Below are 15,995 nucleotides of genomic sequence, written 5' to 3'. Positions count from 1 at the left end.
GGTCAGCCGGCTCTGAGGTCCGGCACGACCATCGGCGTGCCGGTCACCGGGTCCGGCACCACCACGCTCGGCAGGTCGAACACCTCCCGCACCAGCGCGGCGTCCACGATCTCGGACGGCGCGCCCTCGGCGACCACCCGACCGTCGCGCATCGCCACGAGGTGGTCGGCGTACCGGCAGGCCTGGTTGACGTCGTGCAGCACCGCGATCACGGTCCGCCCCTCGTCGCGCAGCCCCGCCAGCAGCTCCAACAACTGGTACTGGTGCGTCAGGTCCAGGAAGGACGTCGGCTCGTCCAGCAGCAGGTACGGCGTGTCCTGGGCCAGCACCACCGCCACCCACACCCGCTGCCGCTGCCCGCCGGACAGCTCCCGCACCGGCCGGTCCACCAGCTCCGCCACCCCGGCCGCCTCCACGGCCCGCGCGACGGCGGCCTCGTCGTCGGCCGACCAGGTCGACAGCAGCGACTGGTGCGGGAACCGCCCGCGCGCCACCAGCTGCCGCACCCGGATGTCCTCCGGCGCGACGGGTTCCTGCGGCAGGAACCCGAGCGAGCGGGCCAGCGCCTTCGTCGGGTAGTCGCCGACCGGCCTCCCGTCGAACGCCACCTCCCCGCCGGAAGCCTTGAGCAGCCGCACGAACGCGCGCAGCAGCGTCGACTTCCCGCAGGCGTTGGGCCCGACGACGGCGGTGAACGCCCCGTCCGGCACGTCCAGGGCGAGCCGGGTCGACACGACCCGCTCCCCGTAGCGCAGGGTCACGTCCCTGGCGGTCAAGCGCGCGGTCACGACCGCCGCACCTCCTTGGTGAGCAGCCAGATCAGGTAGCAGCCGCCGATGGCCGTGCTGACCACGCCCACCGGCAGCGAGACGGGGGCCAGCAGCACCTGCGCCAGCAGGTCGGCCCCTTGCAGCAGCACCGCGCCGGTCAGCGCGGCGGGCAGCAGCGGGATGCCGGGGGAGCGGGCCAGCCTGCGCCCGATCTGCGGCGCCGCCAGCGCGATGAACGCCACCGGCCCGGCGACGGCGGTCACCGTCGCGGTCAGGCCGACGCCGACCACCACCAGCTCCAACCGCAGCCGCTCCAGCCGGACCCCGGTGGTGACCGCCAGCTCCGGGCCGAGCCCGGCCTGGCCGACGTCCCGCGAGCGGGCCGCCAGCCACCCCAGCAGCACCACGACCACCGCGAACGGGATGCCCAGGTCCTCCCAGCCGACCCCGTTGAGCGAACCGGCGCTCCAGCCCACGGCGGCGATCGCCACCTCCAGCTCCGCGCGCAGCACGATCCACGAGTTCAGCGCGGTCAGCACCGCGTTCACCGCGATGCCGATGACCACCAGCCGCAACCCGGACAGCCCGCCGCCCAGCGACAGCAGGTACACCGCCGCGGCGGCCACCGCCCCGCCGAGCACCGAGCTGAGCGCGAGCTGACCGGGCGTGCCCGACAGCACGGTGATCGCGATCAGCGCACCCGTGTAGGCGCCCGCGTCCAGCCCGATCACGTCCGGGCTGCCCATCGGGTTGCGGGTCAGGTTCTGGAACACCGCGCCCGCCAGCCCCAGCGCCGCCCCGAACACCAGCCCGGCGGCCACGCGCGGCGCCCGCCACTCGCGGATCACCACCCCGCCGTTCCCGGTCAGCGCGGAGAGCACCTTGGCGGGCGAGGCCCACGACGCCCCGTAGCACAGCCCCAGCAGCCCCAGACCCAGGATCAGCAGCACCATGCAGCCGGTCAGCACCAGCACGCGCCGCTCGACGCGGGCGGTGAACCGGCCCGCGCGCACCGCCACCGACGCGCTCACAGCTCCGCCGCCCCGTACTTGCGGACCGCCCAGGCCAGCACCGGCCCGCCCAGGAACGCGGTCACGATCGCCACCGGCACCTCGCCGGTCGGCAGCAGCACGCGGGAAGCGGTGTCCGCCAGCAGCAGCAGCACCGGCCCCAGCACCAGCGCGTGCGCCACCAGCCACGGCACCGAGGCCCCGGCCGCGCGCCGCGCCAGGTGCGGCACGATCAACCCCACGAACAGGATCGGCCCGGCCACCGCCGTCGCCGCACCCGCCAGCACGGTCACCAGCACCAGCGCCCCCAACCGCACCCGCGCCACGTTCGCCCCCAGCGCCCGCGCCACGCCCTCGCCCAGCGCCACCGCGTTGAGCTGCCTGCTCAGCGCCAGCGCGCCCACCAGGGCCACCGCGATCGCCAGCAGCGGCACGGTCGTCGGCGCCTGCTCGCGCCCGGCCAGCGACCCCACCGCCCAGAACCGGTACTGGTCGAACACCTCCGGCACCAGCAGCCGCAGCCCCAGGCCGACGCCGGACAGCACGGAGGTCAGCGCCACCCCGGTCAGCACCAGCCGCAGCGGCGAGGTCCGACCGACCGCGTACACCAGCAGCGCGGCCAGCACGGCCCCCAGCACCGACAGCGCCAGCTCACCGGCCGCGCCCGCCAGCCCCAGCGCCGAGCCCACCGTGATCGCGAACCCGGCCCCCGCCGTCACGCCCAGCACCCCGGGCTCCGCCAGCGGGTTGCGCGACAGCGCCTGCACCAGCGCGCCCGCCACCGCCAGCGCCGCGCCGGCGGCCACCGCCAGCACCGCGCGCGGCGCGCGCACGTCCCACACGATCATCGCGTCGGGCGAGCCGTCCGGGGACAGCAGCACCCGCACCACGTCACCGGGGGCGATCGAGCGCGCCCCCACCCCCAGGCTCACCACGGCGGCCACGCCCAGCAGCACGACGGCGGCGGCCAGGAGCGCGACCCGCGCCCCGGCCGCCGCCCGCGTCGCACGGCTCACTTGGCCAGCAGCGGCGCGAACGCCTCGTCCGCGGCCTTCAGCGTCAGCTTCGCGGCCTCGTAGGTCGCGGCCTCGGTGTAGCGCAGCGGGAAGGTCTTCCCGGCCTTCACGGCGGGAAGCTCCTTCCACAGCGGCGAGTCCATGACGTACTGCACCGGGGCGGGCACCGAGCCGTCGGCCTTCACCGAGTAGGTGATCGCCTCGGCCTCGGCGAACGCGGCGGGCAGCTCCTCGATCGACGGGTACTCGCTGACGTCGCGCGAGCCGCCGCCCTTGACCTTGACCTCGCCGTAGTAGCTCGCGCCCAGGTCCTGGGCGATGTTGGTGCCCCAGGAGCCGTTGAACTCGCGCTGGAAGTTGCCCTTGGCGACCTCGCCGTACGCGCCCACGTGCGCCAGCTTCAGCTTCGGCAGCACGTCCGCGTACTTCGCGGCCAGGTCGGCGGCCTGCTCCTCGTACTCGGCCTTGACCGAGTCGAACTTCTCGACCGCGCCCGCCGCGTCGGCCTGCTTGCGCGACAGGTCCCGCCACATCGACGGCACCGACGGCCCGATCGCCACCACCGGCGCGATCGACTCCAGCCGCTTGAGGTCGATGTCGGCCAGCACCGGCTTGGGCACGCCGATCACGATGAGGTCGGGCTCGGCCTCGGCGATCGCCTCGTAGTTGGTCTCCGAGGCGGCCTCGCCCGCGACCTTCGGCAGCTCCTCGTACTTCTTCTTGTCGTCGGCGTCCATCATCGGGACGCCGCGCGACCAGGCGGAGATCCCCACCAGCGGCGCGTCGGCCTCCAGCAGCGCGGGGACCGCGTACCCGGTCGCGATGACGCGCTTGGGGGAGGCCGGGACGGTGATCTCGCCGTTGTCGGCGGTCACCACGCGCGTCTGGTTCGCGTCGGCGGTGGACTGCGCGTCGCCGCCCGCGCCCTCGCCGGACGTGCCGGACGAGCAGCCGACCGCGAGGGCCAGCGAGAGCAGCAGCGCGCCCGCGACGCGGGGGGATCTGGCAGTGGTGGACATCGTTGTTTTCCTCATTCGGTTGCGGCGTCGGCCTTGCTCGGCCCGCTCACGAGGCGGGCCCGTCTCCGTGGTCGTGCTCGTGGCGCCCGTGGCCCGGCTGCTCGTGCTCGTCGTCCTCGTCGAAGTCCGCGACGCCGCGCTTCCAGTACCCGGTGATGTCGTGGTCCTCTTTGGACAGTCCGAGCTCGTCGCGCACCCAGCGGCGCAACGGCTTGATCACCCCGGCCTCGCCCGCGATCCACGCGTACAACCGCGTGCCCTCGGGCCTGGCGACGGTGCGCACCGCGCGCTCCAGCACGTCGCTGCTCCCCGGCGGGACGTCGCCCCGGTGCAGCCAGTGCACCCGCACGTCCTCCGGCGCGGACAGCTCGATCTCCTCGTCCGCGTCCGCGACCTCGACGAACGCCCAGCCCGCCGCCGTGCGCGGCAGCTCCTCCAGCCACCGGGCGATCGCGGGCAGCGCGGTGATGTCCCCGGCCAGCAGGTACCGGTCGTAGTCGTGCGGCACGATCAGCCCGCCGGGCGGACCGGCCACGTGCACCACGTCGCCCGGCTTCGCGGCCAGCGCCCAGTCCGAGCCGAGACCGCCCGCGTGCAGCGCCACGTCCACGTCCAGCTCGCCGCTGACCGGGTCGTAGCGCCGCACCGTGTACTCGCGCGAGACCGGCGCGGGCCTGGGCCAGCGCAGCATGTCCCCGTTCGGCTCGGGCAGCCGCAGCTCGCCGCGCTCGTCCGGGAAGATCAGCTTCACGTGCTCGTCGGGCGAGTGCGCCTCGAAGCCCTCGGTGCCTGGCCCGCCGAGCGTGACCCGGATCAGCCCCGTGCCCAGCGGCGCGGTGCGCACCACCTCGGCCGCGCGCACCCGGATCGGGTAGCCGACCTTCTCCGCCCCACCGGCCCGCCCGGCGCGCACCTCGGCGATCCGCTCGTGGTGCCTGCTCCGGTGGTCGACCCGGCGCGGACGGCCCGCAGTCCCGCTCACGAGCCCACCACCAGCGCCGTCCAGTGCGCCAGCTCCGGCTGCTCGGCCAGGTCCGGGAACTCCACCTCGGCCCCGGCCGCGCGCCAGCGCTCCACCAACCCCATGACCCGCACCGAGTCCAGGCCCAGGTCCAGCAGGTCGGCGTCCCCGGCCAGCTCCTCGGGCGCCACGCCCAGCACCTCGGCCACGTCCGCGCGCACCCGCTCGGCGGTCAACGACTGCTCGCTCATCCCTGCGCTCCAGCGGGAATCGGGGCCGACAGCGCGGTCAGCGCGTCGGCCGTGGTGGTCACGACGCCGCACCGCTGCGCGACGTACTCGCAGGCCTGGTCGTGCCGCTCGCGGGAGAAGTCCGCGACCGCGTCGCACACCAGGAACGGCCGCACGTCGCGCATGAACGCCTCGACCGCCGTGGCCTGGCAGCCGATGTGCGCGTACACGCCGGTGATCAGCAGCTGGTCGCGGCCCAGCTCCGCGAGCCGGTCGGCGAACGCGCTGCGCTGGAACGCGCTGTAGCGCCACTTCACCAGCACCTCGTCGCCCTCGCGGGGCGCCAGCTCCGGCACCACGTCGGCGGCGGACGGGTCGGCGTCGATCACCGCGCCGATGCCCGCGCCCCAGAACTCGGTCAGCAGCCCCCGGTCCCGGTCGGCCTGGTGGCCCGGCTGCGCGGTGTAGAACACCGGCGCGCCCACCTCGCGGGCCGCCGCGATCAGCGCCGCGATGTTCGCGACCATCTCCGGAACCGGGGCGCCCGCGTACGGCGCCAGGAAGTAGCGCTGCGCGTCGTGCACCAGCAGCGCGGCGCGCGTCGGGTCCGGCGTCCAGGACACCCGCCCCTCGGGCAGCTCGGCCGCCGTCGGCAGCGCGTACGGCTCGATCCTCGGCAACGACAACGCCCTCACCCCTCCTCGGCGGCGGCCAGCGCCGCGCGCAGTTCCCGCTTGCTCGTCTTGCCCACCCCGGTCGCGGGGAACTCCGGCACCACCCGCACCAGGTCCGGCACCTTGAACGCGGCCACGCCCCGCTCGCGCACGAACCGGCGCAGCTGCGGCCCGGTCGGCTCATCGCCGCCCGGCACCGGCACCACGTAGGCGCAGGTCCGCTCGCCCAGGTAGGCGTCCGGCACCGCGACCACCGCCGCGTCCAGCACCAGCGGGTGCGCCATCAGGTGGTCCTCGACCTCCTCGGCGGCGACCTTCTCCCCGCCCCGGTTGATCTGCTCCTTGGCCCGGCCCACCACCTCCAGGTGCCCGGACGGCAGGCGCCGCACCAGGTCCCCGGTCCGGTAGAAGCCGTCCTCGGTGAACGCGGTCGCGTTGTGCGCGTCGGCCCGGTAGTAGCCCCGGATCGTGTAAGGCCCCCTGGTCAGCAGCGCGCCCACCTCGCCAGGCGGCACCTCGGCGTGCGAGGGCGCGGCCGGGTCGTCCGGGTCGACCACGCGCACCTCGTCGTCGTCCGAGATCGGGCGGCCCTGCGTGGTGAGCGCCAGCTCCTCCGGCTCGTCGAGGCGGGTGTAGCAGACCAGGCCCTCGGCCATGCCGAACACCTGCTGCAACCGGCAGCCCAGCGCCGGACCGATCCGCGCGGCCAGCTCCCGCCCGCACTTCGCGCCGCCGACCAGCAGAACGTCCAAAGTGGACAGATCGCGGTCGGTGCGCGCGGCGGCCTGCGTCCACGCGGCGGCCAGCGGCGGCACCACGCCGGTGATCGTGACGCCCTCGGCCTCGATCAGCCGGAACGCGGTGTCCGCGTCCGGGCGCGGGGCCAGCACGACCGTCGCCCCGGCGTGGATCGCGCCGAGGATCCCCGGACTGCTCATCGGGTAGTTGTGCGCCACCGGAAGCGCGACCAGGTACACGCTCTCCGACGTCAGCCCGCAGATGCGGGCGCTCTCCCGGACGCTGTACAGGTAGTCGTCGTGGGTGCGCGGGATCAGCTTCGGCAAGCCCGTGCTGCCACCGGAGAGCTGGAGGAACGCCACACCCGACGGATCGGGCTCGGGCAGCTCGCGCGGCGGCGTCGACGCCAGGTCGGTGAACTCGGGCGTGCCCACCACGAGCACGTCCCGCACCGAGGCCACCTCGGCCGCCACCGCCCGCGCGGTCGCCGCGTGGTCGTGCCGCTCGTGCACGCCGGTGGTGATGATCGCGACGGCCTCGGACTGGCGGGCGAAGTGCGTCAGCTCGCTCCGCCGGTGCGCCGGGAGCGCGAACACCGGCCACGCGCCCGCCCGCCACAGCCCGAACACCACCGGCAGGAACTCGGGGACGTTGGGCAGTTGCAGCACGACGCGGTCACCGGGTCCGATGCCGCGCGCGACGAGACCGGCGGCGACCCGGTGGGCGCGCTCGTCCAGCTCCGCGTACGACCAGCGCGAGGTGACCCCGTCGCGCTCGCCGACGACGGCGGTGCGGGTCGGGTGCTCGCGCGCGGCGTCCGCGAGCAGCGCGCCGAACGTCTGACCGGTCCAGTGCCCGGCGGCGCGGTAGCGCTCGGCGAACTCCGGCGGCCAGGGCGTGTGGTCCCGCTGAGCGCCCTGCCCGGCGGGGGAAGCGGCAGGGAGCGGGCTCGCGGGGTTCGGGCTCGCGGGGTTCCGGTCGGCGGCGTTCCGGTCGGCGCTCACGCGAGGTCCCCCAGTCCGAGCGCGCGCAGCATCGTCCCGAACTTCGCGCCCGTCTCCACGACCTCGGCCGACGGCGCGGACCCGGCGACCACGCCCGCGCCCGCGAACAGGCGGGCGGTGTCGCCGCACACCTCGGCGCAGCGGATCGTCACCACCCACTCGCCGTCACCGGCCAGGTCGGTCCAGCCCACCAGCCCGGCGTAGTAGCCGCGCTCCTGCGGCTCCAGCTCGGTGATCGCGCGCGCGGCCCGCTCGGTCGGCACCCCGCACACGGCGGGGGTCGGGTGCAGCGCCTCGGCCAGGCCCAGCGCGGACGAGGCCGGGTCGTCCGGGTCGGTGAGGCGACCGGTGATGGTGGTCGACAGGTGCAGCATGGTCGGGGTCGCGATCACCACCGGCGCGGGCACGTCCAGCTCCGCGCAGAACCGGCCCAGCACCTCGGCGACCTGCGCGGACACGTGCTCGTGCTCGGCGAGGTCCTTCGGCGAGGCGAGCAGCGCGGCCACCCGGCGCGCGTCCTCGACCGGGTCCCCGGTGCGCGGCAGCGACCCCGCGAGCGGGTTGGCGACCACCCGGTCGCCCCGGCGCGACACCAGCAGCTCGGGGCTCGCGCCGACGAGCGTGCGGGTCGCGGGGTCGCCGGGGGCGGAGACGTCGATGGCGAACGCGTGCGCGGCCGGGTCGGCGGCGACCAGGCGGGCCAGCAGCTCCGGCACCTCCAGGCGGTGCGGGGCGGTGACGTCGAGCGCGCGGGCGACGACCACCTTGGCCAGCTCACCGGAGCCGATCAGCTCCAGCGCGCGGGTGACGGCGTCGGCGTAGGCGGCGGGGGAGGGGGAGGGGGACACGGTCCAGCCGGGCGCGGAGGGGAGCGCGCTGGCGGTCGGGGTGGTCGGGGTGGTCCAGGGGGCGCTGTGGAGCGGGCTGCCGTGGATCGGACCGCCGTTGGCCGCGCCACCGTTCGTCGCACTGCCGTAGGCCGGGCTGCTGTCGGCCGCGCCGCCGTGGGCGGGGCTGCCGTGGGCCGGGCTGCTGTCGGCCGCGCCGCTGTTGACTGCGTTGCCGTTGGCCGGGCTGCCGTGCGCCGTCCCGCCGTTGATCGTGCTGGGGTAGGTCGAGTCGCCGTGGAGCGCGCTGCCGCGCGCCGCGCCGCTGTCGGCCGACTCCCCGGTCACCGCGTCCCTGCGGATCGCGTCCCCGTCCGCCATCCCGCCGTCCGCCGTCCCGCCGTTCGCCATCCCGCCGTTCGCGTCCCCGGTCACCGCGTCGCCGTTCGCCTGCCCGACGTTCGCGTCACCGCCGTTCGCGGCCCGTGCGGTCCGGTGCGCCCACGCGGTCGTCGCGGCGGGGGCGGGTTCGGCCCTCCGCACCACCGAGGGCACCACGAGGCTGCTGTCCGCCGTGCTGGAGAAGCCCAGCGCGCCGACCACCACGGGGTTCTCCACCCCTAGCTCGGCGGCCTCCCGCAGCGCCCGCGCTGCGGCGTGCGCGCGCTCGCCCTTCGGGGCGTCGACGTTCGCGTGGACCCCGTCCGCGAGCAGCGCCCCGCGCGCCGACGAGAAGTAGAACGACCCCGGCAGGTAGGCGGCCAGCAGGTCGGCGGCCCGGTGCGCTGGGCGTGGCCTGACCAGTGCGGTTGGAGGCAAGGCAGAACGTCCTTTCCGGCTGGTGCGCGAGGGGGCGGGGGAGTGGTCCGCGGTGATGACCACGTCACTTCCCGTTAACTTTGGTTAGCCTAACCTAATTACCTTGCCGTGCGGCAACGGTGTTCCTGATCACCCTTCGTCACCGCAGGTCACGCCCGGAGCGTCGCGCCGCCGTCCACGAACAGGTCCTGCATGGTGATGTGCCGAGCCCGGTCGGACGCGAGGAACAGCACGGCGTCGGCGATGTCCGAGGGGTCCGCGATCCGCTTCAGCGGGATGCCCACCCGGTACCGCGCGAGATCCCCGGCGATCACCCGCTCGGGGCCGTTCCCGTCGGTCCACAGCGCGCGCTGCATCGGCGTGTCGGTCGAGCCGGGCGAGACGACGTTGCACCGCACCCCGTGCTCGGCGACCTCCAGCCCCAGGCAGCGCGCCATCATGGTCGCGGCGGCCTTGGACGCGGCGTAGGCGCCCATCCCGCTGCGCGGCACGCCCGCCGCGTTCGACCCCACCAGCACCAGCGCCCCCGAGTGCCGGGCGACCATGCGCCGGGCGAGCGAGCTCAGCACCGTGAACGCCCCGGTGGCGTTGACCGCGAACGTGGCGGCCCAGTCCTCGTGCGAGGCGTCGCACAGCTCCCCGCCGCGCAGCACCCCCGCCGCCGACACCCCGACGTCGACGGGCCCGAGATCGCGCTCCGCAGCCACGATCACCCGCTCGACGGAATCCGGATCGGTGACGTCGGCGGTGTAGCCGGTGATGTTCCCGTGCGACGGCACCTCGTTCAGGTCGACCGAGGCGACCCGCGCCCCGGCCTGGGCGAGCGCCGAGGCGACCGCCGCCCCGATCCCGCTCGCACCCCCGGTGACCAGCGCTGTCCTGCCCGCGAAGTCGCGTGTGGATACCCCGTTGCCACCCACTGGCGTGCCACTCTCCCCAGATCGCACTTTGGTTAGCCTTACCTAAACTAAAGGCAAGATGCGTTTTCTGGAAGCCGCCCTACCGGTGACCGGAAGCACGTCGGGTGACGGGGAGGGCGCACGTGGTAACGACAGGAGAGTGACAGGAAGAGGGGTCGGGAGGGAAGGTCCAAAGTCCCTACCGCACCCGATCCGCCCATGCGCGAAGGCGCGCCGGGACCGGGGTCCCGACGCGCCCTCACGACGTGCTGCGGTGGCTCAGCCCCAGGTGGGCCGCTCCACCCCCACCCCACCGGGGACCGACGCCCGCGAGCCGGTCGCGGCGGGCGGCTCGATCCCGGCGCACCGGGTCCCCTCGCGCGGGACCACCAGGTCCACCAGGTACCGGTCGACGGCCCCGTCCGCGCACGCGCCGCGCCCGTACACCCCGTGCCCCCAGCCCTCGTACGTCAGCAGCACCGCCGCGCCCCGAGCCTGCCGGTGCGCCCCCACCGCCCACGCGTACGGGGTCGACGGGTCGTGCAGCGCGTTCAGCATCAGCACCTTCGGCGTCCCCGGCGCGACCCGCCACGGCCGCTGCGGGTTGTCCACCGCGTCCGAGCGCCCCTGGCACCCCGCGATCGCGTCATCGCCCAGCGGCGAGCCCTCCATGTTCGGGGCCACCTCCAGCGACCGCGCGCGCAGCCGGGCGAACTCGTGGTGGTCGCGCACCGGCAGGTTCCAGTCCTGGCAGAACACCTCGAACGCGTTCTCCGCCACCTCCGGCTCCGCCGCCGCCACGACCGCCGCGCCGCCCTGCGCCTCCAGCGCCACCAGGAAGTCCGCGATCGCCGCCCACTGCGGCCCGTACAGCGCGCCCAGCATCAGCCCGCGCAACGAGGTCCGGTCCAGCACCAGCCCCGGAGCGTTCGGGTGGGTCAGCTCGCCCCGCTCGGCCCGGTCCAGCAGCTGCTTCCACAGCGCAGGGACGTCCCGCCCGTGCAGCGAGCACGACGCGTCCCGCCCGCACCACGCCACGAACTCCAGGAACGAGTCCTCGGCGCCCACGGCCTCCTTGGTGCTGAACTCCCAGGTCCCCTGGTCGTGGTCCATGTTGCTGTCGATCACCATCGCGCGCACCCGGTCACCGTGCCGCCGCGCGTACTGCTGCCCGAGCAGAGTCCCGTAGGACACGCCGTAGTACGACATCTTCCGCTCGCCGAGGGAGCGCCGCACCGCGTCCATGTCCTCGACGCCGCTGAGCGTGTCGACGTGGTCGAACAGCGGCCCGGTGCGCTCCCGGCAGTCGGCGGCCAGCTCCCGGTTGTACCGCTTCAGCGCCTCGAACCCGGTCTGGTCCACCGGGGCGCTCGACGGCCGCGCCGCCAGCTTCTCCACCGAGCACACCACCGGGTTGCTGCGCGCCACCCCGCGCGGGTCGACGCCGATCACGTCGAACCTCGCCAGCAGCTCGGCGCTGAAGTACGAGTCGGCCATCATCGCGAAGTCCACGCCCGAACCACCGGGCCCGCCGGGGTTGACGAACAGCACCCCCTCGCGCGCGGCCGGATCGGTGGCCTTGCGCCTGGCCAGCGCCAGGTCGAACTTCTCACCGCGCGGCTTGCCCCAGTCCACCGGCATCGCCACGGTCCCGCACTCCACGGCGGGCATCTCCTCGCACGGCCCCCAGGCGATGTCCGCCCGGTACCCCGCGTCCCCCCGCTGCTCGACCTGGGCGCCCGCCGTGCCGGTGACCACACCCGTCACCAGCGCCCCGCAAGCCACCACCGCGCGGAGCACCCGAGAAATCCGTCGCACAGGTTCCCCCTCCGTCGCCATCCGGACACCCGCAGCCTGCCCGAGCGCGACAGCCGGTCGCAGCGGCCAACGGAGGGCACCCCGGACCCCCGAACGCCTCGGGAACCGCACTGATCGGGAACCCGAACGCGGCGGGCGCGCCGGGGGCAACCCCGACGCGCCCCACCCGTCAGCCACCCCACCCAGGCCGGACCACCTCCGGCAGCCCGGTCGACGCGGCGGGCGTCTGCGGCTCGGTCCCGGCGCACCGGGTCCCGTCGCGCGGGACCACCAGGTCCACCAGGTACCGGTCGACGGCCCCGTCCGCGCACGCGCCGCGCCCGTACACCCCGTGCCCCCAGCCCTCGTACGTCAGCAGCACCGCCGCGCCGCGCGCCTGCCGGTGGACGTCCACCGCCCACGCGTGCGGCGTCGCCGGGTCGTGCAGCGCGTTCACCACCAGCACCTTCGGCGTCCCCGGCGCCACCCGCCACGGCCGCTGCGGGGTGTCCGCCGCCCCCTCGCGGCCCACGCACGAGCGCAACGACTGCTCGGCCAGCACGGTCCCCCGCATGTTCGGCGCCAGCCGGTCCGCCCGCGCGCTCAGCCGGGCGAACTCCCGGTGGTCGCGCACCGGGAGGCGCCAGTCCTGGCAGAACACCTCCAGCGCGTTCGGCAGCAGCTCCGGCTCGGCGACGGCCGCGACCGCGCCACCGCGCTGCGCTTCCAGCGCCGCGAGGAAACCCGCGAGCTCCGCCCACGTCGGCGCGTACAGGGTGCTCACCACGATCCAGCGCAGGAGGTCCCGGTCGAGCACCACCCCCGGCACGTTCGGGTGGGTCAGCTCACCCCGGTCGACCCGCACCAGCAGCTCCGCCCACAGTGCCGGGACGTCCCGCCCGTGCAGCGCGCACGACGCGTTCCGCCCGCACCACGCGAGGAACTCGCGGAACGACCCCTCCGCGCCCACCGCCTGGGTCCCGCTGAACTCCCAGGTGTCCTGGTCGTGGTCCATGGTGCTGTCGAGCACCATCGCCCGCAGTCGATCACCGTGCCGACGCGCGTACTGCTGCCCCAGCAGAGTCCCGTAGGACACGCCGTAGTACGACACCTCCCGCTCGCCGAGAGAGCGCCGCACCGCGTCCATGTCCTCCACGCCGCTGAGCGTGTCGACGTGGTCGAACAGCGGCCCCGTGCGCTCCCGGCAGTCGGCGGCCAGCTCCCGGTTGTACCGCTTCAACGCCGCGAACCCGGCCTGGTCCACCGGATCGGACAGGGGCCGCGCCTCCACCAGCCCCTTCGAGCACAGCACCGGATTGCTGCGCGCCACCCCGCGCGGGTCGACGCCGATCACGTCGAACCTCGCCAGCAGCTCGGCGCTGAAAGGCGGGCCACCACCCAGCACGTAGTCCACACCGGAATCACCCGGCCCGCCGGGGTTGACCAGCAGCACCCCCTCGCGCGCGGCCGGATCGGTGGCCTTGCGCCTGGCCAGCGCCAGGTCGAACTTCTCACCGCGCGGATCGCCCCAGTCCACCGGCATCGCCACGGTCCCGCACTCCACGTCGGCCAGTTCGACGCACGGGGCCCAGGCGATGTCCGCCCGGTACCCGGCGTCCCCCCGCCGCTCGTCCCCGGCGTTCGCCACACCCGTCACCAGCGCCCCGCAAGCCACCAGAGCGCCGAGCACCGCAGAGATCCGTCGCACAGGTTCCCCCTCCTTCGCACCCGGACCCCACCCAGCCTGCCCACCCGCGACAAGCGGTCACAACGGCCACCGGAGGGCAACCCGGAGACCCGAACGGCCAGGAAGTCGGTTATCGGCCGGCGCCGGGGGGCCGGGCCCACCCGCCGGTCGACGGCCCCGTCCACGCACCCGGTCACCGCGCCGCACGACCTCCGGCGGTGCGCCACCTCCCGCTCACCCGACGAGCGCCGCACACCGCGTGCCCCGCTCCCCGCCCGCGCAGACGGCAGGCGCGCGGGGGAGCGCCGCGCCCCCGGAAACCCCCTCGTTCCCGGAACCCGCAGCCGCTCCCGCCCACGACACCCCCGGCGACGACCGGCAGCGGTCCCCCGAGCGCCCGGCCGCGCGCCCCGCCCGGCGGTGGCCGCCCGGACGAGTTGACACCACCACCGCGCGTAGCAGACGATCACTCGCGTATCACCGCAACAAGCGCCCGCGCAGGGGAAGACCGGTCGAATTCCGGCGCTGACCCGCAACGGTAGGCCGTCCCGCGCGACGGCGAGCCCGAATGCCTGGGTGGGCGCCGAACGCTCCTGAATCACCGTCGTGGTCCGCGGTGGGAGCCTGGGACGGGGTGCGCGCCGCCACGCGGCCGGACCGCGCGCGGGCGTCTTCGCGCGGCCAGGTCCCGGAAGGCGGAACACCCATGGCCGCAGCGGTTCCGCGCGGGCTGCCGGTCCCGGTCGTCGTGCTCTCCCTCACCGCCGCGCTGGTCGTCTCGATCACCTGCGGGCTCGCCCTCGGCGCGGCCGGGCTGCCCTTCGGGCAGGTGCTGCACCTGGTGCGGGCCGGGGTGCTCGGCGGCTGGATCGAGTCCGGCGAGGTCTCGGCCTACCAGATCGTCTGGGAGGTGCGGCTGCCGCGCGTGCTGCTCGCCGCCGTGGTCGGCGCGGGCCTCTCGGCGGTCGGCGCGGCCAGCCAGGCGCTGGTGCGCAACGCGCTCGCCGACCCGTTCGTGCTGGGCGTGTCCTCGGGCGCGTCGGTCGGCGCCACCGCCGTGATCGTGCTCGGGGTCTTCGGCGCGCTGGGCGTGCACGCCCTGTCGGCGGCGGCGTTCCTCGGCGCGCTCGGGGCGACGGCCCTGGTGCACCTGGCCGCCCGCAGCCGGGGCGCGGTCACCCCGCTGCGGCTCGTGCTCACCGGCACCGCGCTGGCCTACGGGTTCTCCGCGATCACCACCGTCCTGGTCTTCCTGGCCCCGCACGGCGACGCGGCCCGGTCCGCGCTGTTCTGGCTGCTCGGCGGCCTCGGCGGGGTCACCTGGGCCTCGCTGCCGGTCGCCGCCGCCGTCACCGCCGCCGGACTGGTGTTCCTGCTCCTCACCGCGCGCCCCCTGGACGCCCTGGCGATGGGCGACGAGACCGCGTCCGCGCTCGGCGTCGACCCGTCCTCCTTGCGGCGCAAGCTGTTCGTGGTCTGCGCGCTGGTCACCGGATGCCTGGTCGCGGTCAGCGGCGCGGTCGGGTTCGTCGGGCTGATGGTGCCGCACGTGACCCGCATGGTCGTCGGCGCGGGCCACCGCGCGCTGCTCGCGGTCGCCCCGCTGGCGGGCGCGGTGCTGCTGGTGTGGGTCGACCTGCTGGCGCGCACCGTCGTCGCGCCCCAGGAGCTGCCGCTGGGCGTGCTCACCTCGGCCATCGGCGTCCCGGTGTTCGTGTGGTTGATGCGCCGCCGCGCCTACGTGTTCGGAGGCCGCTGATGCGGGTGCGCGTGGAGGACCTGGCCGTCGAGGTGGCGGGCGCGGTGCTGGTGCGGTCGGTGACCGTCGACGCGCCTGCGGGCGCGGTCGTCGCGCTGGTGGGGCCCAACGGCAGCGGCAAGTCGACCACGCTGCGCTGCGCCTACCGCGCGCTGCGGCCGACCGCCGGGCTCATCAGGCTCGGCGACGACGACCTGCTGTCGCTGCCGCACAAGGAGACCGCGCGGCTGGTCGGCGCGCTGCCGCAGGAGCACCACGTCGAGTTCGACTTCACCGTCGCCGAGGTCGTGGCGATGGGCCGCACCCCGCACAAGTCCTCCCTCCAGGGCGACACCGACCACGACCGCGAGGTGTGCGCCCACGCGCTCGCCCAGGTCGACGCGGAGCACTTGGCGCACCGGGGTTTCCTGACCCTGTCCGGCGGGGAGCGGCAGCGCGTGCTGATCGCCCGCGCGCTCGCCCAGCGCCCTCGGGTCCTCGTGCTCGACGAGCCCACCAACCACCTGGACATCCGGCACCAGCTGGAGGTCCTGGCGATCGTGCGCGCCACCGGCGTCACCGCGCTGGTCGCGCTGCACGACCTCAACCTCGCCGCCGCGCACTGCGACCTGCTGCACGTGCTCGCGGACGGCGCCGTGGTCGCCTCCGGCCCACCCGCCGAGGTGCTCACCGAGGAGCTGCTGGCCGAGGTGTTCGGGGTGCGCGCGCACGTCCTGCCGCACCCGGTCACCGGCCGCCCGCACCTGTTCTACGACACCGCGCTGTGACGACCAGTCCCCGCGCCG

General features: G+C 75.3%; 14 protein-coding genes. 2 read left to right on the top strand and 12 right to left on the bottom strand.

From position 1 onward, the window contains the following. Nucleotides 1-2: 2 nt before the first annotated feature. The 12 genes from LV78_RS00880 to LV78_RS00820 form a co-directional block, all read right to left on the bottom strand. Nucleotides 3-788: an ABC transporter ATP-binding protein gene (locus tag LV78_RS00880; RefSeq protein WP_253842583.1), complete on the bottom strand. Its 786-nt coding sequence runs from the start codon at nucleotides 786-788 to the stop codon at nucleotides 3-5. Then, a complete protein-coding gene (locus LV78_RS00875) occupies nucleotides 785-1,801 on the bottom strand; it encodes a FecCD family ABC transporter permease (protein ID WP_253842582.1) in 1,017 nt (338 codons plus the stop codon). The genes LV78_RS00880 and LV78_RS00875 overlap by 4 nt, the downstream gene beginning before the upstream one ends. Continuing rightward, complete coding sequence (locus LV78_RS00870) at nucleotides 1,798-2,796, bottom strand: FecCD family ABC transporter permease (RefSeq protein ID WP_253842581.1); 999 nt, start codon at nucleotides 2,794-2,796, stop codon at nucleotides 1,798-1,800. Before LV78_RS00870 ends, LV78_RS00875 begins: the two co-directional genes overlap by 4 nt. Next, nucleotides 2,793-3,815 (bottom strand): ABC transporter substrate-binding protein, encoded by a 1,023-nt coding sequence (locus LV78_RS00865; protein ID WP_253842580.1) that lies wholly within the window; start codon nucleotides 3,813-3,815, stop codon nucleotides 2,793-2,795. Before LV78_RS00865 ends, LV78_RS00870 begins: the two co-directional genes overlap by 4 nt. Nucleotides 3,816-3,861: 46 nt before the next feature. Next, nucleotides 3,862-4,797, bottom strand: a complete 936-nt coding sequence (locus LV78_RS00860; protein ID WP_253842579.1) for a siderophore-interacting protein — start codon at nucleotides 4,795-4,797, stop codon at nucleotides 3,862-3,864. After that, the gene (locus tag LV78_RS00855; RefSeq protein ID WP_096493185.1) at nucleotides 4,794-5,027 is read right to left on the bottom strand and encodes a phosphopantetheine-binding protein; all 234 of its coding nucleotides are present in this window, start codon (nucleotides 5,025-5,027) and stop codon (nucleotides 4,794-4,796) included. Before LV78_RS00855 ends, LV78_RS00860 begins: the two co-directional genes overlap by 4 nt. Continuing rightward, nucleotides 5,024-5,692, bottom strand: coding sequence for an isochorismatase family protein (locus LV78_RS00850; protein WP_253843210.1), 669 nt, complete (start codon nucleotides 5,690-5,692; stop codon nucleotides 5,024-5,026). Before LV78_RS00850 ends, LV78_RS00855 begins: the two co-directional genes overlap by 4 nt. Before the next feature lie 5 nt (nucleotides 5,693-5,697). Beyond that, nucleotides 5,698-7,422, bottom strand: coding sequence for a (2,3-dihydroxybenzoyl)adenylate synthase (locus LV78_RS00845; RefSeq protein ID WP_253842578.1), 1,725 nt, complete (start codon nucleotides 7,420-7,422; stop codon nucleotides 5,698-5,700). Next, a complete protein-coding gene (locus LV78_RS41950; RefSeq protein WP_372494756.1) occupies nucleotides 7,419-9,068 on the bottom strand; it encodes an isochorismate synthase in 1,650 nt (549 codons plus the stop codon). Before LV78_RS41950 ends, LV78_RS00845 begins: the two co-directional genes overlap by 4 nt. A gap of 149 nt (nucleotides 9,069-9,217) precedes the next feature. Then, nucleotides 9,218-9,988, bottom strand: a complete 771-nt coding sequence (gene dhbA, locus LV78_RS00830; protein ID WP_253842577.1) for a 2,3-dihydro-2,3-dihydroxybenzoate dehydrogenase — start codon at nucleotides 9,986-9,988, stop codon at nucleotides 9,218-9,220. Between the two features lie 258 nt (nucleotides 9,989-10,246). Beyond that, nucleotides 10,247-11,785: an alpha/beta hydrolase gene (locus LV78_RS00825; RefSeq protein ID WP_253842576.1), complete on the bottom strand. Its 1,539-nt coding sequence runs from the start codon at nucleotides 11,783-11,785 to the stop codon at nucleotides 10,247-10,249. A 169-nt stretch (nucleotides 11,786-11,954) separates the two neighbouring features. After that, nucleotides 11,955-13,472 carry an alpha/beta hydrolase gene (locus LV78_RS00820; protein ID WP_253842575.1) on the bottom strand — a complete coding sequence of 506 codons (1,518 nt, stop codon included), beginning with the start codon at nucleotides 13,470-13,472 and terminating at the stop codon, nucleotides 11,955-11,957. Between the two features lie 685 nt (nucleotides 13,473-14,157). Between LV78_RS00820 and LV78_RS00815 the strand changes: the two genes are divergently transcribed. Together LV78_RS00815 and LV78_RS00810 are read left to right on the top strand one after the other, a co-directional pair. Further along, the gene (locus tag LV78_RS00815) at nucleotides 14,158-15,210 is read left to right on the top strand and encodes a FecCD family ABC transporter permease (protein WP_253842574.1); all 1,053 of its coding nucleotides are present in this window, start codon (nucleotides 14,158-14,160) and stop codon (nucleotides 15,208-15,210) included. Then, a complete protein-coding gene (locus tag LV78_RS00810; RefSeq protein ID WP_253842573.1) occupies nucleotides 15,210-15,977 on the top strand; it encodes an ABC transporter ATP-binding protein in 768 nt (255 codons plus the stop codon). The genes LV78_RS00815 and LV78_RS00810 overlap by 1 nt, the downstream gene beginning before the upstream one ends. Nucleotides 15,978-15,995: the final 18 nt, after the last annotated feature.

This window comes from Actinosynnema pretiosum (assembly GCF_024171695.1).
GTDB classification, from domain to species: Bacteria; Actinomycetota; Actinomycetes; order Mycobacteriales; family Pseudonocardiaceae; genus Actinosynnema; species Actinosynnema pretiosum.
The sequence above is the reverse complement of the archived record's forward strand: the minus strand, read 5'-3'. Positions and strand labels throughout refer to the sequence as shown.